This window comes from Ilumatobacter sp. (genome assembly GCF_046290335.1).
Lineage (GTDB): Bacteria > Actinomycetota > Acidimicrobiia > Acidimicrobiales > Ilumatobacteraceae > Ilumatobacter_A.
The window spans coordinates 725183-743313 of record NZ_JBKAGH010000003.1; the positions used below are offsets into that span (position 1 = coordinate 725183).

Below are 18131 nucleotides of genomic sequence, written 5' to 3' on the forward strand. Positions count from 1 at the left end.
GATCGACCGTCGTGACGCGTCGTACGAATCGGCCGACGGGCGCGGCTCGTGTAAGTTTTGTCACATCGCTTGGAAGGGGGTTTCCGGGCGAACAACCGATTCGGGGGAACGTCATGATCCAGCGCCGTCGAGGCTTGCTCGCCATCTTGGTCACCGGTTCGCTGATCGCCGCAGCATGCGGCGGTGGCGACGGCGACACCGAACCGGCCGACGAGCCGGCGGCCACCGAAGCCCCGGACGACACCGGCAACGAGCCCGAGAGCACCGACGGTGACGCCGGAGATGCGGGCGACACCGGAGACACTGGTGACGCATCCGGCGACGAGGCGCCGGAGACGACCGCTGCGCCGCTCGAAGACGACGAGCAGTTGACGAGCGTCGGCGAAGGCGGCGACCTCGCGGCGCTCGGCGACCCCGTCGCCGGCGGTGAGATCACCTGGGGCCTCACCAACGACGGAACCGGCTTCGACACGACCAACGCGATCGCTCCGGGCTCGATCCGCGTGATCACGGCCATGGTCGACGGACTCGTCGGACTCGACGTCAACGCAGATTGGGCACCGAACCTCGCCGAGAGCCTCACGCCCAACGAGGACTTCACCTCGTGGACGATCACGATGCGACCGGGTCTCGTCTTCCACGACGGCGAACCGGTCGACGCGGCGGCCGTCGCCGCCAACATCGAAGCGCAGAAGGCGAGCCCGACGGTCGGGTTCGGCTTGGCCAACGTCGAGTCGATCACGCCGATCGACGACCTCTCCGTCGAGGTGAAGATGCTCAGCCCGTGGGCGACGTTCCCGTTCTCACTCGTCGGGCAGTTCGGCTGGATGGTGTCACCGTCGACGATCGGCACCAACGAGACGTTCGTGTCGACCGGCCCGTTCATGCTCGAGAGCTGGACGCCCGGTGACGGCGCCCGCGTCGTTCGCAATCCGAACTACTGGCGTGCCGACGAAGGGCTGCCCTACCTCGACGCCATCAACTTCAAGTTCCTCGTCGACGCGACGGTGAAGCGCCAGGCGTTCGAGGCCGGCGACGTCGAGGGGTACGTCAGCCCCGACGACGAGGACATCGTCGACTTCCTCGAAGACGACGCCGTCGACGTGTGGATCGGTACCGCCGGAGCCAACGAGTATCTCTGGCTGCTCAACACGACGCGTGCGCCGTTCGACGACATCCGGGTGCGCCGAGCGATGGCCCACGCGCTCGACAAGGAGTTCATCATCGAGAACTTCCGATCGGGCCTCACCGTTCCGGCCAACGGACCGCTCAACCCGTCCGACAAGTGGTACTCACCCAACGACTATCCGCAGTTCGATCCGGCCGCCGCACAGGCGCTCGTCGACGAGTACGAGGCCGAGGTCGGACCGATCGAGTTCGAGCTCTCGATCGAACCCAACGCGTCGGTGATCGAGGTTGCCGAGGTGATGATGTCCTTCCTCGCCGATGTCGGCATCGACGGCACGATCAAGCAGATCGGTCAGGGTCAGTCGGCGATCACCGCGATCCAAGACGACTTCCAGGCCTTCTCCTGGTTCCAGTTCGGCTCGCCCGATCCCGATGGCAGCTACACGTTCTTCCACTCGACCGGTGGCCTGCTGAACTGGTCGAACCTGGTCAGCGAGAAGATCGACGAGGGGCTCGCGTTGGGGCGGCAGAACGCCGACGAGGAAACTCGTCGCGCGGGCTATGCGATGTTCCTCGAAGCGCTCGGCGAGGAGGTGCCGATGCTGTGGATCGATCACCTCAACGGCGTCGAGGCAGCGGTGACGATTCCCGAACTGAACGGCATCGGGACGCCCGGCCGTTTGCGCGACGGTTCGCCGTCGCTGGCGATGACCGACGGCAGCTTCTTCGCCTGGCCGCTGGTCTGGCTCGAGCAGTGACCCGCCCGACGGGCGACTGAACAACGGGAACCGGCGAGCATTCGGCGATGGTGTACCTCAAGCGGTTCGGGCGCTTGGTGTTCGTGTTCTTCGTCGTCACGTTCTTCACGTTCTTCCTGCTCGACCAGTCGCCGGGGGATCCGGCGGTGCGCGCCGCCGGCTTGAATGCGACGCCGGAGACGATCGAAGCGAAACGCATCGAGTTGGGGCTCGATGCCAGCCTCGTCGAGAGGTACCTGCGCTGGCTCGGTGACGCGCTGCGCTTCGACTTCGGTGACTCGATCGTGATCGATGGGTTCAGCGCATGGGACCTCATTCGCGAGTCGCTGCCCAAGACGCTCGAGATCATGGTGCTCGCCGAGATCATCGCCATCGCGATCGCCGTGCCACTGGCGATCGCATCCGCTCGTCATCCGGGCGGCGTGATCGACAAGCTCAGTTCGACGACGGCGTTCGGTCTGCTCGCGTTGCCGTCGTTCGTGCTCGGCATCTACATGTCGTTCATCTTCGGCGTGCAGCTCGGATGGTTCCCGACGATCGTCGACAACCTGCCCGGCTTCAACGACGACCCGATCGAGAACCTCCGTCAGATGTTCCTGCCCTCGTTGACGTTGGCGCTGAACCTGGTCGCCGTCTACCTCCGGTTGCTGCGCAGCGACCTGATCGACACGTTGCAGGAGGACTACGTGATGCTCGCGCAAGCGCGCGGGCTGAGCGAGCGTCGGGTGATGTGGCGTCATGTGCTGCGGCCATCGTCAGTGAACTTCACGACGGCGGTCGGCTTGAACATCGCCGGCCTCATCGGCGGCACCCTGATCATCGAGGTGTTGTTCGCGATCAACGGGATGGGTCGCTTGATCATCCAGTCGGTGATCCTCGAGGACTTCAACGTCGTCGCGGCAGCGGTCGCCATCCTCACGGTGGCGTACGTGTCGTTGAACTTCGTCGTCGACCTGCTCTACTCCGTGCTCGACCCGAGGATCCGCCATGGCGCTCGCTGAACCCGGCCCGACCGGCATCAAGACCGCATCGGAAGCCACCTCGGCGGCCTCGTCGGGTGGACTCGGTGAAGGCGGCGGCGGGTCGGACGCCGAGCGCGCGATCGGCCGAGCTGCGCTCAACGCGTCGTCGCGTCGGCTCGGCCTCGTGTTCTGGCTCTCCGTTGCGTGGATCGCCGCGCTCGTGTTCGCAGCGATCTTCCGAGACCTCCTGCCGCTGCGCGACCCCGCGGCACTCGGCATCCGAACTCGCGAGGTCGAAAAGTTCGAAGGCCCCGGCTTCAACGCCTGGTTCGGAGCCGACGGCCAAGGTCGTGACATCTTCGCTCGTGTCATCCAGGGCGCACGGCCGGCGTTGCTCCTCGGCATCAGTGTCACGTTGCTGGGCGGGTTCCTCGGCAGCCTCGTCGGCGTGACGGCCGGGTACCTGCGGGGACGCATCGACACGGTCACGACGATCGTGATCGACATCTTCCTCGCCTTTCCCGGGCTCGTGCTGTTGATCGCGGTACGGGCGACGTACGGCAACTCGATGCTCGTCTTCATCGTGCTGTTCTCCGTGACCAGCATTCCGGCGTACGCCCGCATCGTGCGTGGCGCGTCGTTTGCGCTCTCCGAACGCGAATTCGTCGATGCCGCCGCGGCGATGGGAGCGACGAAGCGGCGCGTACTGTGGCGAGAGCTCGCACCGAACATCGCGGTTCCCGTGCTGTCGTTCGCCTTCATCGGCTTCGCCGTCGTGATCGTCGCCGAAGGAGGTCTGGCGTTCATCGAACTGTCGCTCGACGAGATCACCTGGGGCAAGCTGATCGCCGAAGGTACCGGAGACATCAGTCGGCATGCGCACGTGGCGTTGATCCCGGCGACGGTCATGTTCTTGACGATCCTCGCGTTCAACCTCGTCGGCGACGGGATCCGGTCGCTCTACTCGCCGCGCGAAGTCGCCACGCAGCGTCGGGTGCAGACGGAGGGGGAGCACTCACCGAGCCCGTCGGGTGCGGCACTGCATGTGGAGGATCTGCACACGACGCTGCACACGCCGATGGGCGATGTTCGTGCCGTCGATGGCGTCTCGCTGTCGGTCGCTCCCGGTGAAGCGCTCGGCGTGGTCGGCGAGTCGGGGTCGGGCAAGACGATGATCCTGCGGTCGATCGTCGGTGCGTTCGCGCTCGCCGATGTGACGCGGTCGGGCACGGTCGACGTCTCTGGTATCGACATGTTGCGCTCCGACCCCGAGGTCGTTCGTCGGGCGCTCGGTACGAAGGTCGGCATGGTGTCGCAGAATCCCCTGACGGCGCTCAACCCGGTGCGGCGGATCGACGCTCAGATCATGGAGCCGATGCGAGTGCATCGACAGATGTCGAAAGCCGATGCTCGATCACGAGCGCTGGAGCTGATGCGCCAGGTCGGGATCCCGGCGCCCGAGCGACGTCTCCGCGAGTATCCGCATCAGCTGTCGGGTGGAATGCGCCAACGCGTCACCATTGCGATCGCGTTGGCGAACGAACCCGACGTGTTACTCGCGGACGAACCGACCACCGCGCTCGACGTCACCGTGCAAGATCAGATCCTGCGCCTGCTCTCCGGACTGCAACGGGACCGTCAGATGGCGATGGTCTTGGTCACGCACGACCTCGCCGTGGTGAAGGGCTTCACCGACCGCGTGGCGATCGTGTACGGCGGCGAGGTCATCGAGTCGGGTCCGACCGTCGACATCTTCGCGACGCCTCGTCATCGCTACACCGTGGCGTTGACGCAGTCGATGCCGAACCTCGATCTGCCGAGCCATTCGGAGTTGACCACGATCGAAGGGTCTCCGCCGTCGCTGATCGACCCGCCCCTGGGTTGTCGTTTCGCGCCGAGGTGTCCTGCCGCCGACGACCGCTGCCGAACGGAGTCGCCCGAACGGTCGGGTGGCGAGACGCATTGGTTCCGGTGTCATCATCCGGCCGACGCCACGCCGGTGTCCGCGCCGGTCCGGTCGGAGAACGAGACGGGAAGTGAGCACTGATGGCAGGCACGGGGACCGGGCACCTGCGTGACGAGGCGGTGTTGCGTGTGGTCGATCTCGTCGTCGAGTTCCCCGCACCGCGTCGTCGGGTCGTTCACGCCGTGTCGGGCGTGAGCTTCGATCTCGACCGCGGCGAAACGCTCGGGATCGTCGGTGAGTCGGGGTGCGGCAAGACCACCACGGGGCGCGCCGTGATGCAACTCGAACACGTCACCTCCGGATCGATCGAGCTGAACGGCACCGACCTCGCGAACCTCAAGGGTGAGAAGTTGCGACAGGCCCGTCGGGCGATGCAGATGATCTTCCAGGATCCGGTGTCGTCGCTCAACCCGAGCCGGCGCGTCCGCGACATCGTGCGCGAAGGCCTCGAGATCTGGGGGACCACGCAGGGGGCGTTCCGAGAGGGGTGGGTCGACGACATCATGGAGTCGGTCGGCCTCGGCGACCCGGGGGTCGGGGCCCGACGTCCGCACGAGTTCTCCGGTGGGCAGTGCCAGCGGATCTGTATCGCCCGGGCGCTCGTGATGGATCCTGACGTGCTCATCCTCGACGAACCGGTGTCGGCGCTCGACGTCTCGGTGCAGGCCCAGATCCTCAACCTGCTCGAACACCTGAAGTCGAAGTTCGGACTGACGATGCTCTTCATCAGCCACGACCTGGCCGTGGTGAAGAACATCAGCGACCGCGTGATGGTCATGTACCTCGGGAAGGTCTGTGAGATCGCCGAGACGGATCAGCTCTACGACCGCCCGACGCATCCGTACACGCGGGCGCTGTTGGCGTCGATCCCGGGGCACACGCTCGACCTCCCGCTGGCGAGCGAGTTGATCAGCGGTGAGCTCCCGTCCCCGCTCGACCCGCCGTCGGGGTGCCGGTTCCGAACGCGCTGCCCGCGGGCGAGCGAACGTTGCGCGGTCGAAGAACCGGTCCTCGTCGAGACCGAGCCCGGCCACTGGGTCGCCTGCCACCATCCGGCCTGACGGCCGGGGCGACTTCGTCGTCTCGATGGTTTCCCCGAACGCGTCCTCGCAGAGCGACAGAGTGGGTCTGACCCACTCTGTCGCTTGATCGGGGGAGCGGGCCACGTTCTAGATTCGGGGGATGCGTATCTGGCGTTTGCAGGAACTCGGTGACCCGGCTGACCAGCTTCGGCTGGTGGAGGAGGACGCTCCGTCGCCGGGGCCCGGACAGGTGCTGATCGACGTCGAGGCGGTCGGCCTCGCCTTCCCCGACGTGCTCCAGTGCCGCGGGATGTACCAGGTCAAGACCGGGCCGGGCTTCACGCCCGGCGGCGAGTGCTGCGGTCGGGTCGCCCAACTCGGCGACGGCGTCGAGGGGCTGGAGGTCGGCCAACGCGTCGCGTTCTTGGGCAACGGCGGACTCGCCGAGCAGGTCGTGCATCCGGCGGCCGGGGTGTTCCCGGTTCCCGACGGCGTGTCGGCCGAGACCGCTGCGGCGATCCCCATCAACTACTGCACCACGCTGTACGCCCTGCGCGACCGCGCTCGGCTCCAGCCCGGCGAGTCGGTGTTGATCACCGGGGCGGCCGGTGGCACGGGCACCGCGTGCATCCAGCTCGCCAAGGCGATGGGAGCGACCACGATCGCGATCGCCGGCGGCTCCACGAAGGTCGAGTTGCTGAAGGAGATCGGTGCCGACGTGGTGATCGATCACCAGGCGACCCCGGACTGGGTCGACGCCGTCCGCGAGGCCAGCGGTGGGGGCGTCGACGTCGCGTACGACCCGGTCGGCGGCGACACGTTCCACCAGGTGCGTCGATGCATGGGATGGGATTCACGGCTGTTGGTGATCGGGTTCGTCGCCGGCATCCCCGAGGTGAAGACCAACCATGCGTTGCTCAAGAGCTACTCCATCGTCGGCGTGCATTGGGGAGCGTCGCTCGCCAAGTTCCCCGAGTCGCTGGGGGAGCAGATGCGAACCCTGCTCGACATGGCGGCCGCGGGCACGGTCGACCCTCCCCTGTATCCGCCGTACCGGTTCGAGGACGCCGCGACCGCACTGCAAGATCTCGCCGACCGCAAGACGCACGGCAAGGTCGTGACGATCGTCGGTTCCTGACCCGGCGCGCACGCTGCTCGCCGTGCGACTCGACGTGCGACTCGACGTGCGAGTGGCGTCGGGCGGCGGCTTCGGCGAGATGTGAGGTCGACACGTCACACGGCGAGTGACGCGACCACCTCACCGTCCTCCACCTCGCCGGTCGGCACGAAACCGTGCCGCAGGTACAGCGGCGCGGGCGAGCCCGGACCCGGCACCCAGCTGACCTCCACGCGGTCGGCGCCCCAGGCGCGAGCCTGCTCGGCGACGAGGTCGAGGACTCGAGACCCGATGCCGCGCCGCTGGTGGAGCCGATCGATCAGCAGCCGCCACAGGTACGGAGCGTGGTGTGTGTCGTCGGTCCGCGCGACCATCACGAAACCGACGACGGCATCGTCGGCGACGACGGCTCGTAGCCACGGCACCACCTGGGCGCCGTGGTGCTGGCCGGGGAACAACGCGTCCGCGAACGACCCGGACATGGGCGCGACCAGCCGTTCCTGTGACTTGTGGGTCTCGAGCCGTTCGACCTCACGGCTGATCTGTGACGTGATCTCGACGAGTTCGACCCTCGCTGGCGGAGTCCGCGGCCGACTCGTCCAGACCGACCGATCGTGGGCCGTCATGCCGAAGATCCAATCGTCGGACATCTCGTCGCCGACCCAGTACGAGTTGCGGGTGTGGCCTTCGAAGCGCAGACCGATCCGCTCGAGCACCACGACCGACGCGAGGTTCTCCGGATGGGTCTGGGCATGGACCCGTGACACCCCGACCGAGTCGAACAACCAGCCCACCAGGGCATCGGCGGCCTCGGTGGCAGAGCCGCGGCCCCAGACGCGCCGAGCGAAGGTGTAGCCGATCTCGGCCGAGCGCTCGTCGAAGGTGAGCTGCAGCGCGAGATCGCCGATCACGTCGCCGGTCGCTCGATCGCAGACCGCCGCCATCCACCACGTGTCGTTCTCCGGGCCGTCGACGGATTCCGCGGCTCGACACATCGCGTCGGCGCGCTCGCGTGGAAACGGCAGGGTCCAGTTCTGGTAGCGGGCGGCCTCGGGGTCGTTGCGCCGCTCCCAGAGCGCTTCGGCGTCGGCGAACGTCGTCGGCCGGATCACGAGTCGCTCGGTGGTGATCGTCTCGAACGCCGGCACGGATCGAGTCTTGCATGGGCGGCCGAGCGATCTCGCCGAGGTTGCGGGATCGCCCGGCCGCCGTCCGTACGCTTTGCGAGATGAGCACGAGCGACACCACGATCTTCACCGAACCGCAGCAGGGGGCGACCTACGACGAGTTGCTCACCGTCGCGCTGCGTGCCGAGGCGCTCGGCTTCGGGGCGTTCTTCCGCTCCGACCACTACCTCTCGATGGGCGACGCCGACGGCCGCCCGGGTCCGACCGACGCGTGGATCACGCTCGCCGGACTCGCTCGCGACACGTCGACGATCCGCCTCGGAACCCTGGTCTCGTCCGCGACGTTCCGCCATCCCGGCCCGTTCGCGATCAGCGTCGCCCAGGTCGATCAGATGTCGGGCGGGCGCGTCGAACTCGGTCTCGGGGCTGGCTGGTTCGAGCAGGAGCATCAGGCGTACGGCATTCCGTTCCCGGAGTTGGGTCACCGCTTCGATCGCCTCGAGGAGCAGTTCGACATCATCACCGGGCTGTGGGCGACGCCCGATGGCGAGACGTTCAGCTACGACGGCGCGAACTACACGGTCACCGACTCGCCGGCGCTGACGAAGCCGGTGCAGCACCCGATGCCGATCGTCGTTGGCGGTGGCGGCCCGAAGCGCACACCTCGCCTCGCGGCGAAGCACGCGACCGAGTTCAACACTCCCTTCGTCCCGCTGTCGTTCTTCCAGGAGCAGGCCGAGCGCGTGCGCGGCGCGTGCCGTGCGATCGATCGCGATCCCGCCTCGATGACGTTCTCCGCTGCGCTCGTGGCGTGTGTCGGCAGCGACGCGGCCGAGTTCGAGGCGCGTGCGGCCGCGATCGGACGCGAGCCGGACGAACTGCGCGAGAACGGCGCGGCCGGAACGCCGGACGAGTTCCGGGCCACGATCGAGCGCTGGCGAGAAGGCGGCGCGCAACGGCTCCATCTCCAGGTGCTCGATCTCGCCGATCTGGACCACCTCGACCTCATCGCCGACCTCCTCGACTGAGACCCCACCCGCGTCGCGATGAGCGAGATCCGTCGGGGACAGGATGATGCTCACCGCTGGGGTCGCCACCCGCGTCGCGATGAGCGAGATCCGTCGGAGGCCGGATGATGCTCACCGTTGCGGATGGCAGGTGTGGCCGTCGCGTCCGAGCTTCGACATCACCTTGCTCGCGGCCGAGTCGACGTGCTCCCGAGCGACCTCGCCGCGCTCCACGGCGTCGACGAGCGCGTCGATGACCGCCTCGGTCTGTGACGTCTGGGTGAAGAGCACGACGTCGATGCCTGCTGCCATCGCCGCGACGGATGCTTCCGGCTCGGGGAGGCCGACGGCTGCCATGCCGAGCGCGTCCGTGATCAGGAGTGCGTCGCCGTAGCCGAGGTCGTCGCGGAGGTGATCGACGGCCGCGGCACTCCGAGTCGCCGGGACGCCGTCGGTGAGCCCGGGAACGGTGAGGTGTCCGATCATCACGGACAGCGCCGCGTCCGCGGGGTCGGCGTCTGCGTCGGCCGTGTTCGACGCGGCGTAGCGCTCGGCGAGCGAGCGATACGGCGCGAGATCCCACTCCGCGATGTCGTCGAACGACGGGGTGACGCCGGCCGTGATGTGGGTGTCTCCCGATGCCGCACCGTGGCCGGGGTAGTGCTTGAGGACCGCGAACAGATCAGCCCGCTGCCAACCCTCGAGATACGCCGCCGCGAACTCGGCCACCGTGTCGGGAGGCCCGGAGAAGAAGCGCGACGGCTGCAGTGGCACGTCGCCCACGTTCGGTTCCACGTCGACGACCGGACCGAGCACCATGTCGACGCCGGCGGCGCGCACGGCGGCGCCGTGGGCGGCGATCAGGTCGGCGGCCTCGCCGGCAGTCATCGTCGTCGACACCTCCCGTTGGGATGGCAGCCGTCCGAGGAGGGCCAGTCGCTGCACGTCTCCGCCTTCTTCGTCGGTCGCGACGATGAGGCCGTGGCGGCTGACGTCTTCGAGGTCGCGCAGAGCATCGCGGAGTTGGTCGGCCGTCCATGACGCCGGACGCATCAACAGCACGCCGCCGACACCGGTGGTCCCCACGACCTCGATCGCCGTCGCCCAGTCCGCTGGATACACCGCCGGCCAGACCGTCAACGCGATCTGCTCGCGAAGTGTCAACGACTCGACGCAACGGCCGGGCGTTGCAGGCGTCGATCCCGTCGCGTCGATGGTCGGAGCTGTGGATGGCGCCATCGTGCTCGACGTGCTGGTCGGGGAGTTCGTGGTGGCGCTCGTCGCCGTCGTGGTGCTGACGGCGTTGGTGGTCGTGCTGGTGGGTCGAGTCGCGGCCGCCGGCGGGTCGATGTCGGCGATCGAGCCGGTGGCCGGTTCGGGTGCGCGGCCGGTCGCGGCCGGTTCCGTCGTGGTCGCCTCGTCGGTGCTGCACGCGACGGTTGCGAATGTGAGGGCGGCGAGTGTCCAGCACAGCCCGCCTCGGCGTGCGCCCGGACTCGGCATTCAGGACTCCAGCGACGGACGGACCGAACCGAACGTGCATCGCGTGCGCAAGCCGTCGAACAGCGCGGCGTTGTTGCGGAGTTGTTCTGACGTGATGTTCTCGGGCCAGCGCTCGAGTTCGAAGCCGCCCCGCCGAGTCACGCGACCTTGCGCACCGTCGGCGACGAACTGCGTGCAGAGCACCCGGGTGAACGACGCGCTTTCCTCGAGATTCATCTCGATCGTCAACAACTCGTAGCTGCCGCCAGCGACGCCTGCGTCGACGAGGAGCAGCGACGACCGATCGAGTTGGCCATAGCGGGCCGCGTAGGCCGAGTCGTCGCCGAGCGACTCGAGTTGGATGGAGCGAGCTTCGCCGTAGTTGCCGGCGGCGAGCGCGTCGGCGAGTGCCTGGACGCGCAGGAAGAACGGTTGCGCGTCGACGGCACGAACACCGCCGGGGAACACCTCGGCCGCGATCAGCGGGCTACCGGGACCGCTGGTCGGAAGGGGCGGTGGCGGGATGGTCGGAACCGCCCAGAGCGGTGGCGCGGTGGTCGGCGGCGCCGGTGCGGCGGTGGTGGCGGGTGTCGTGGTCGCAGGCGAGGTCGTCGGGGGCGTCGTCGTGGCGGGCGTCGTGGTGGCCGGTGCGGTGGTTGGGGGTGTCGTGGTGGCGGGTGTGGTGGTTGTGGGTGTGGTGGTCGCGGGCGGAAGGGTCGCGGGTGGAAGGGTCACCGGGTTCGAGGTCGCGGCGGCATCGTCGCCGACCGAGCTGACGGTGGGCAGGGACGGCGTGGTCGTGTCGGAATCGGATCGCGAGGTCGTGATGAAGATGCCCGCGACCGTCAAGACGGCGACCACGACGATCGCCACAGCGATGAGGGCGCCTCGATTCGTCGTCGAGACGGCGTCTTGATCGAACAGGGCGTTGCCGGTCGATGACGACGCGCCGCCCGTTGCGGCCGACCTCGACGTACCTCCGGGCGTCGGATCGCTGGGCGGCGCCGGATTCTCGAAGCTCGGGTCGCTGAAACTCGGACCGGTGAAACTCGGCGACGACGCCGCGCCGAGCGTCGATCGGTCGATCGTGGACTCGAGCGCGGCGGGGTCGGGTGCGGCGGGGTCGAGCGTGGATCGGTCGATGGTGGACTCGAGCGCTGTTCGGTCGAGGGGAGACCCGTCACTTGGTGCCGGAACCAGCGGGCGTCCACAGTTGGCGCAGAAGCGGGCGGAGTCGACGTTGTACGTCTCGCAGTGTGGGCAGTGCAAGGTGGTTCTCCCGCATTCGTGGTCGGCGCAGCCGCTGGTGTGGTCCCGGTGTGGTCTCGGCGTAGCCGCTGGTGTGGTCCCGGTGTGGTCCCGGTGTGGTCACGGTGTGGTCAAGGCGACCGTTGCATCACGATCATCATGGCATGCAGATCCCACCGGGTTCCCGTGTCGGACGCCGTCGATGCGCCATCATGGGCGCAGCGTGCGTATCGACATCATCGACATCATCGAGGAGTTCTGGCCATGACAACGGAGTCGACCACGGGAACAGCGGAGCTTGCATGGGGTGCCACGTCCTTCGTGCCCGGATCGGACGTCGGACTCGTGGCACGCCACACGATCGGTCTCGTCGCACGCGACAACGCGTCGACTCGCGAACGACTGTGGGCGCTGGTCGCGACCGATGCCTCGCTCGACGACATCTTGGACGAGTTGGCTCGTGATGGCATCAAGGCGCTGCCGGATTTCGGCCTGGCGCAGGTCGAAGGGTCGCTGGTGCGGGTGGTCGTACGCGGACGTGTCGTCGTCCATGCCCATGCGGCGTCGGGTGAGGTCCGGACCATCGACCCTGCCGAGGTCCGGACCTGGATCGAAGAGGCCATGCCCGATGTCGCGTCGCTCGCGATGACGATGGACGGGGCCGAGGTCGCGACCCTCGGCGACCGCGACGGATTCTTCGTGCTCGCGGGGTCCGTGCCCGCAGCTTCGTTGATCCGCCGATTCGACGTCGAGAGTCCCCTCACCGGCTCGGCCCCGCCCGAACCCGAACCCGAACCCGAACCGGAGCCGGAGCCCGAACCCGAACCGGACCCGGAACCCGAGCCGGAGCTGGAGCCGGAGCCCGAGCCCGAGCCGGAACCCGAGCCGGAGCCGGAGCCGGAACCCGAGCCGGAACCCGAACCCGAACCGGAGCTGGAACCCGAACCTGAGCCCGAACCCGAGCCCGAGCCGGAGCCGGAGCCGGAGCCGGAGCCCGAGCCGGAGCCGGGGTCGACGGTCGAGTTCGATGCGATGTCGGACAGCGAGCCGCCGCTCGTCGCGGAGCCCGACGCCGTGCCGACGTTGATCTTTGCCGACGAGGAATCGCTCTTCGTCGAGGAACCGTCGGTCGGCCCGGTCGTCGCGGTGCTCGTGTTCGGGAACGGCGAGCGGGTGCCGGTCGACCGTTCGGTCCTGATCGGGCGGCGTCCGAAGGTCACCGAGGTCGTGGACGGACCCATGCCACGAATCATGCGCTACGAAGGACCCGGCCAGGGACTGTCGCGAACGCACGCGGAGTTCCGCATCGACGGCGATTCCCTCGTCGTCGAAGACCTGCACTCGACGAACGGCACCGAGGTGATGCTGCCCGGCGGCGAGTCGGGCGCGCTCGCGCCAGGCATCCCGATGGTGATCCCGATCGGCACCGAACTCGTCTTCGGCGACGAGCTCACCTGTTTCGTCGAACCCGCCTGAGTCTCGACAGTCCCGAGGACGCCGTTCGGCCAGCGCGAATCGACGCGACGGAGCTCGGTGGCGGCCGCGAACGGCGGGTGCCTGACCCTGGGCGTTACGGGTGGTCAGGAGCGCTTGGCGGGGACGCCGTGATACGGGCGCCCGGCAGCGGAGAACTCCTCGTACAACGTCATGAATCCGGCACCGAAGGGGTCGTCCCCGCGAAGCGGCATCGCCGCTCGGCGGATCGTCCAGTCGTTCGGTGCGAGCGCCCCGGCCCGTTCGAAGTTGCGTTCGGCACCATCGACGTCGCCGTCGTGCAACAACCGCGTGGCGATGCGGAAATGGAGCCGAGCCTGTTCCTCGTCCGGGCTGAGATCGCCGACGGCGGTCTTTGCTTCCTCGGGCGACATCATCGTCTCGCCGTGCAGCACCCACCGCCGGACCGCGTCGACCTGCTCGGCAGAATCGACGCCGGTGAACTCCTTGAACGTGTCGGTCGAGTAGGCGTTCCAGTTCGGCTGCACGATCCGATCGTCCTCGTCGATCATCAGCACCGTCGGCACGTTCGAGATCGCGTACAGCTCGGTGAGCACGTGGTCGGCGTCCATCAGGACCGGGTAGGTGATGCCGGCCATGAACTCACGCACCTTGTCGGTTGCTTCGTCGATCGCGACCGCGATGACCTGGAAGTCGTGATCGGCCAGTTCGTCTTGGAGTACCTGCCAACCTGGCAGGTCGAAGATGCACCCTCACCAACTGGAGAAGGCGACGAGGAGTTTCTTCTTCGAGCGATGGTCGGACAGCGAATGCGACGTGCCGTCGAGGTCGGGCAACGTGAAGTCGGGCGCCTGCAGATCGTCGAGTGCGGCGCGCCGCTGCGCCCGAGGCGCCCCGATCGCGACGAGACCGGACGCTTCGTCGTGTACCGCCGGGCGGTCGAGCAGGTCGGCGACCGCGAGCAGATCGATGTGCTCACCGCTGCGGATCGCTGCCGGGTCGGGGACGATGACGCAGGTGTCGTCCTTGCAGAGACCCTCGGGTTTGAGCGTCCAGCCCAGCGCGTCCGTCAGCGCGGCGGCGTCGACCAACGGGCCGCCGCCGAGAACGATGGTGTCATTGTTCGCTGCCATTGCATGAACCTAGCGAACCGCGTGCCGTCGTCGCCTCACGCTCTGCCTCGGCGGTCGGATCCGTGCGGCTCCCGACGAGTCGCGTGCGGGTCGGATCCCGGCGGTGGCGGCCAGTCGCTTGCGGATCCGGGAAGCCGCGTGCGGGTCCGTTGCGGATCGGGTGTGTGAGACGTCGCTCAGGCCGAGCCGACGACATCGACCGTCAGGTGCGTCGTCGTCGACACGAACAGGCACACCGATCCCGACGAGGAGAGTGGTGCCAGCACCTCGTTGCCACCGTTGATCGCTCCGGTCGACGGCGAGCTGGTGAAGTTGAGGCTGCTCGCCGTCGGACGCTGCTGGGAGCACGGGTACGCCGTGACGAAGCCGACGCCGGACGGCCGGACGGCGGTGATGTTCAGCACCGCGGCGCGCGCGTCGCTCCCGACCCCGGCCCGACCCGTGACCTGCACGGCGACCTCGGTGCCGCCATCGATCGGCCTACCCAGTTCGAACTCGCCGTCGACGGTCTCGAGCCCGACGCGCGACTCGAGGATGCGGGCTGGCGTCTTCACCTCGTAGGTGGTGGATGCATCGATCGAGCCCATCACGTCGACGGTGAGGTCGGTCGTGGTCGACACGAAGAGACAGACGTTGCCGTCGTCGTCGAGCGGGGCGATGATCTCGTTGCCTCGGTTGATTCGTTGACCACCCGGCAACGTCCCGTAGTTCAAGCTGCTGGCCTGCGGGGGCGTGCCGAGGCAGGGATGCGCGGTGAGGAAACCGACGCCGGTCGGCTGCACGGCGGCGATGTAGAGCACGGCGGCGCTGGCGGTCGATGGCACTCCGGCGCGGCCCGCCACGGGGAGGGTCACTTCCGTGCCCCCGGTGATCGGCGCGCCGAGTTGCGCCTCGCCGTCGACGGTCGACGCCGCGTCTCGGGTCTCGAGGATGCGAGCGGGGGTGGTGGGGCGATAGCCGCCGGCCGTGGTGCCGTAGGCCGTGACGTCGACCGTGATGTCGGTGGTCGCCGAGGTGTAGATGCACAGTGATCCGCTCTCGGACAACTCGACGATCGATTCGTTGCCGAGCGTGATCGAGCCGACGTCGGGTCGACTCGTGAAGTTGAGTTGGGCGACGACGGGTCGTGGTTGCAGGCAGCCATGCGCCGTGATGAACCCGTTCGTCTCGGGTCGGACTGCCGTGATGTTGACGACGACGACGTCGGCATCGGCCGGGACACCGCCGCGGCCGACGACGTCGACCTCGATCTGCGTGTTGCGTCGGATGGCCCCACCGCCCTCGAAGGCGCCGTCGACCGTGTCGAGCCCGTCGCGGGTCTCCAGGAGCCGTGCTGGCTCGACCGGGACCACGGTGGCTTCGGTGGCTGCGGTGGCCGGCGCCAGCAGCGTGCCGCCCAAGGCCATGGTGGCGGGAGCCAACCGTTGCGGGTTCGAGCCCAGCTGCCCGACCAGGTTGTCGCCCCAACATCGAACCGAGGTGTCGATCAGGATCGCGCAGGTCGTCGCGCCGGAAGCTTCGATCTGGGCGACCCCGGACAGCCCCGGGACGACCAGCGGGCTCGTGGACATGTCACCGCCAGCCTGGCCCAGCTGTCGGCTCGAGTTGTCGCCCCAACAGGCAACCGTGGCGTCGGCGAGCAACGCGCAGGTGTGTGATGCTCCGGCAGCGACGTCGATCGGGAGCGCTGGCAAGCCGGTCACCTGCTGCTTCGTCGTCTGGTCGACGGTCGACCCGATCCCGAGCTGGCCGTCGTCGTTGTACCCCCAGCAGTAGAGGCCGTCGACGCTGTCGATCGCACACGAGTGCTGGTTGCCGACGGCCAGCGCCTTCGGAAAGATGACACCCGCCGAGGCGGGGGTCGGGCGGTCGTTCGTGGTCCCATCGCCGAGTTGGCCGTCGCTGTTGCGGCCCCAACAGCCGACGAAGCTGCCGATCCCACTCGTGATGCGCGCGCACGCGTGCCCCGCTCCGGCGCCGATGAGGTCGACACCGGTCGTGCTGCCGGGGACCTGGACGGCGACCGGCGAGGCCGAGTCGACGAGGGCGGCGTCGTTGCCGAGCTGGCCGTTGTCGTCGATGCCCCAGCATCGAGCGCCTGCGCCGGTCGTCGCACACGAGAAGCTGCCTCCGGCCGCGACCTCGACGACGCCGCTGAGGCCGGCTACGTCGGTGAACGAGACCGTTTCGAGTTCGCTCGACGGGGGGACGCCGATCTCGCCCGCCAGGTTGACGCCCCAGCAGGTCACGGTGCCGCCGACACGCACGGCGCACGAATGGAAGAAGCGGGCGCTCAGCGAGCTCGTGCCGTCGAGTTCGGGCACCGACTGGAACGACGGAGACGGGACGGGCGATGCGACACTCTCGAACGTCAGGTCGACGCCGGCACACGACACCGAGTTGGTCAGCGTCACCAGGCAGGTCCGATACCCCGTCGAGACGGCGCTCGCTTGGATCCCGTCGACCGGCACGGGGTCGGCGGTCCTGGCCCCGACCGGGAGTTGAAGCTGTCCATCGATGTCAGTGCCCCAGCACCGCACCGATCCACCCGCGACCCCGATGCACGTGTGAGCGTCGTTGGTGTCGAGCGCGACGGTGCCGCTGCTGCCCTGGACCAACGTCGGAACGAGGCTCTCGGATTCGAGCGCAGCAAAGGGAATCAGTGTCTCTCCTGCACCCCAACACCACGTCGTCGAATCGGGAGCGATCGCACAGGCCCGACTCGACACGTCGATGTCGAGCACGGAGCGGAGCGTGATCGGAACGAACGACGAACTCGACTCGTCCGTGCCGTCTCCCAACGGCCCGGCACCGGTGCACCAGCCCTGTCCGTCGATCGTGATGACGCAGGTGGCGCCCAGACCGACGGACACGTCGGTGATCGCACCGAGCGAGGTGCCGGTCGAGGTGCCGGTCGGGGTGATCGCGAGGGGCGTGGTCGAACCGGTCGTGGTCCCGTTGCCGAAGGTGCCGTTCGCGTTGCTGCCCCAGCAGGTCAGTGCACCGTCGTTGCTCCTCGCACAGGTCGTGCTGCCGCCGGCGCTGACGGCGACCGCATCGGTCAGACCGGTCACGGTCACCGGGGTGTTCGAGTCGACGGTCGAGCCGTTGCCGAGCTGGCCGGCGTTGTTGCGCCCCCAGCACGAGACGGTGCCGTCGGCGATGACCGCGCAGGCATGCCCGTCTCCCACGGCGATGTCGACGACGTCGATGAGGCCGTTGCCGGAGCTGGGTGCCGAGCGAAACGGCACGGCGGCGCCGTCGCCGATCTGGCCGCTCGAGTTGCTTCCCCAGCACCCGACCGTTCCGTTCGAGCGCAGCGCGCAGGTGGTGGCGGTCGCAGCGTCGAGCGCGACCACGTCGGTGAGACCGTCGACGGCGACGGGCACGCTCGAGTCGTTCAGCGTCGTGTCGCCGAGTTGGCCGACCTCGTTGCCTCCCCAGCACGCGACCGTCTGGTCGGAGCGCACCGCACACTGGTGGAAGATCCCGCCGGCGAGCGTGGCCGACGCGTCGGGAGCGAGCACGGCGACAGCACGAGGTGCGGGTGCCGACGTGACCGTGAGGAGCGAGGCGACCAGTGCGACGGTCGACAGGATGAGGCGGGCGGTTCTGGCGTCCCTCATGGGAAGAGTGTCGCGCGATCGTCTCGGCGTCGGCTCCGAATTGTGCGCGACGCAGCGCCGCCGGCCCGGTTCGAACACGGTCCGGCCGGGGTGGTGCGAT

12 protein-coding genes are annotated in these 18131 nt (G+C 68.3%); 7 read left to right on the forward strand and 5 right to left on the reverse strand.

Annotated features, from left to right (window positions below; genetic code table 11):
- Window positions 1-113: 113 nt before the first annotated feature.
- The 5 genes from ACE37B_RS15890 to ACE37B_RS15910 all read left to right on the forward strand — a co-directional run bounded on the left by ACE37B_RS15890 (window position 114) and on the right by ACE37B_RS15910 (window position 6974).
- Entirely contained in the window at window positions 114-1886 is a 1773-nt protein-coding gene (locus ACE37B_RS15890; protein ID WP_409924300.1) for an ABC transporter substrate-binding protein, read from the forward strand.
- A 47-nt stretch (window positions 1887-1933) separates the two neighbouring features.
- Entirely contained in the window at window positions 1934-2887 is a 954-nt protein-coding gene (locus tag ACE37B_RS15895) for an ABC transporter permease (RefSeq protein ID WP_409924301.1), read from the forward strand.
- Window positions 2874-4895, forward strand: a complete 2022-nt coding sequence (locus ACE37B_RS15900; protein ID WP_409924302.1) for a dipeptide/oligopeptide/nickel ABC transporter permease/ATP-binding protein — start codon at window positions 2874-2876, stop codon at window positions 4893-4895. The genes ACE37B_RS15895 and ACE37B_RS15900 overlap by 14 nt, the downstream gene beginning before the upstream one ends.
- Window positions 4895-5875: an ABC transporter ATP-binding protein gene (locus tag ACE37B_RS15905; protein ID WP_409924303.1), complete on the forward strand. Its 981-nt coding sequence runs from the start codon at window positions 4895-4897 to the stop codon at window positions 5873-5875. The genes ACE37B_RS15900 and ACE37B_RS15905 overlap by 1 nt, the downstream gene beginning before the upstream one ends.
- 121 nt (window positions 5876-5996) lie before the next feature.
- Window positions 5997-6974 (forward strand): NADPH:quinone oxidoreductase family protein, encoded by a 978-nt coding sequence (locus ACE37B_RS15910; protein WP_409924304.1) that lies wholly within the window; start codon window positions 5997-5999, stop codon window positions 6972-6974.
- Window positions 6975-7069: 95 nt separating this feature from the next.
- Here the strand turns inward: ACE37B_RS15910 and ACE37B_RS15915 are convergent, their stop codons facing one another.
- The gene (locus ACE37B_RS15915) at window positions 7070-8101 is read right to left on the reverse strand and encodes a GNAT family N-acetyltransferase (protein ID WP_409924305.1); all 1032 of its coding nucleotides are present in this window, start codon (window positions 8099-8101) and stop codon (window positions 7070-7072) included.
- 80 nt (window positions 8102-8181) lie between these two features.
- On the opposite strand from ACE37B_RS15915, the gene ACE37B_RS15920 reads away from it, so the two are divergent.
- On the forward strand, window positions 8182-9108 hold the full coding sequence (locus ACE37B_RS15920) for an LLM class F420-dependent oxidoreductase (protein WP_409924306.1): 927 nt from the start codon (window positions 8182-8184) through the stop codon (window positions 9106-9108).
- Window positions 9109-9219: 111 nt separating this feature from the next.
- Here ACE37B_RS15920 and ACE37B_RS15925 read toward each other — a convergent pair whose 3' ends face one another.
- Complete coding sequence (locus ACE37B_RS15925; protein ID WP_409924307.1) at window positions 9220-10590, reverse strand: glycoside hydrolase family 3 N-terminal domain-containing protein; 1371 nt, start codon at window positions 10588-10590, stop codon at window positions 9220-9222.
- The gene (locus ACE37B_RS15930; protein WP_409924308.1) at window positions 10591-11838 is read right to left on the reverse strand and encodes a zinc ribbon domain-containing protein; all 1248 of its coding nucleotides are present in this window, start codon (window positions 11836-11838) and stop codon (window positions 10591-10593) included.
- A gap of 243 nt (window positions 11839-12081) precedes the next feature.
- On the opposite strand from ACE37B_RS15930, the gene ACE37B_RS15935 reads away from it, so the two are divergent.
- The gene (locus ACE37B_RS15935; protein ID WP_409924309.1) at window positions 12082-13293 is read left to right on the forward strand and encodes an FHA domain-containing protein; all 1212 of its coding nucleotides are present in this window, start codon (window positions 12082-12084) and stop codon (window positions 13291-13293) included.
- Between the two features lie 104 nt (window positions 13294-13397).
- Here ACE37B_RS15935 and ACE37B_RS15940 read toward each other — a convergent pair whose 3' ends face one another.
- A complete protein-coding gene (locus ACE37B_RS15940; RefSeq protein ID WP_409924310.1) occupies window positions 13398-14405 on the reverse strand; it encodes a peroxiredoxin family protein in 1008 nt (335 codons plus the stop codon).
- A gap of 176 nt (window positions 14406-14581) precedes the next feature.
- Window positions 14582-18031 (reverse strand): RCC1 domain-containing protein, encoded by a 3450-nt coding sequence (locus ACE37B_RS15945; RefSeq protein ID WP_409924311.1) that lies wholly within the window; start codon window positions 18029-18031, stop codon window positions 14582-14584.
- Window positions 18032-18131 lie beyond the last annotated feature (100 nt).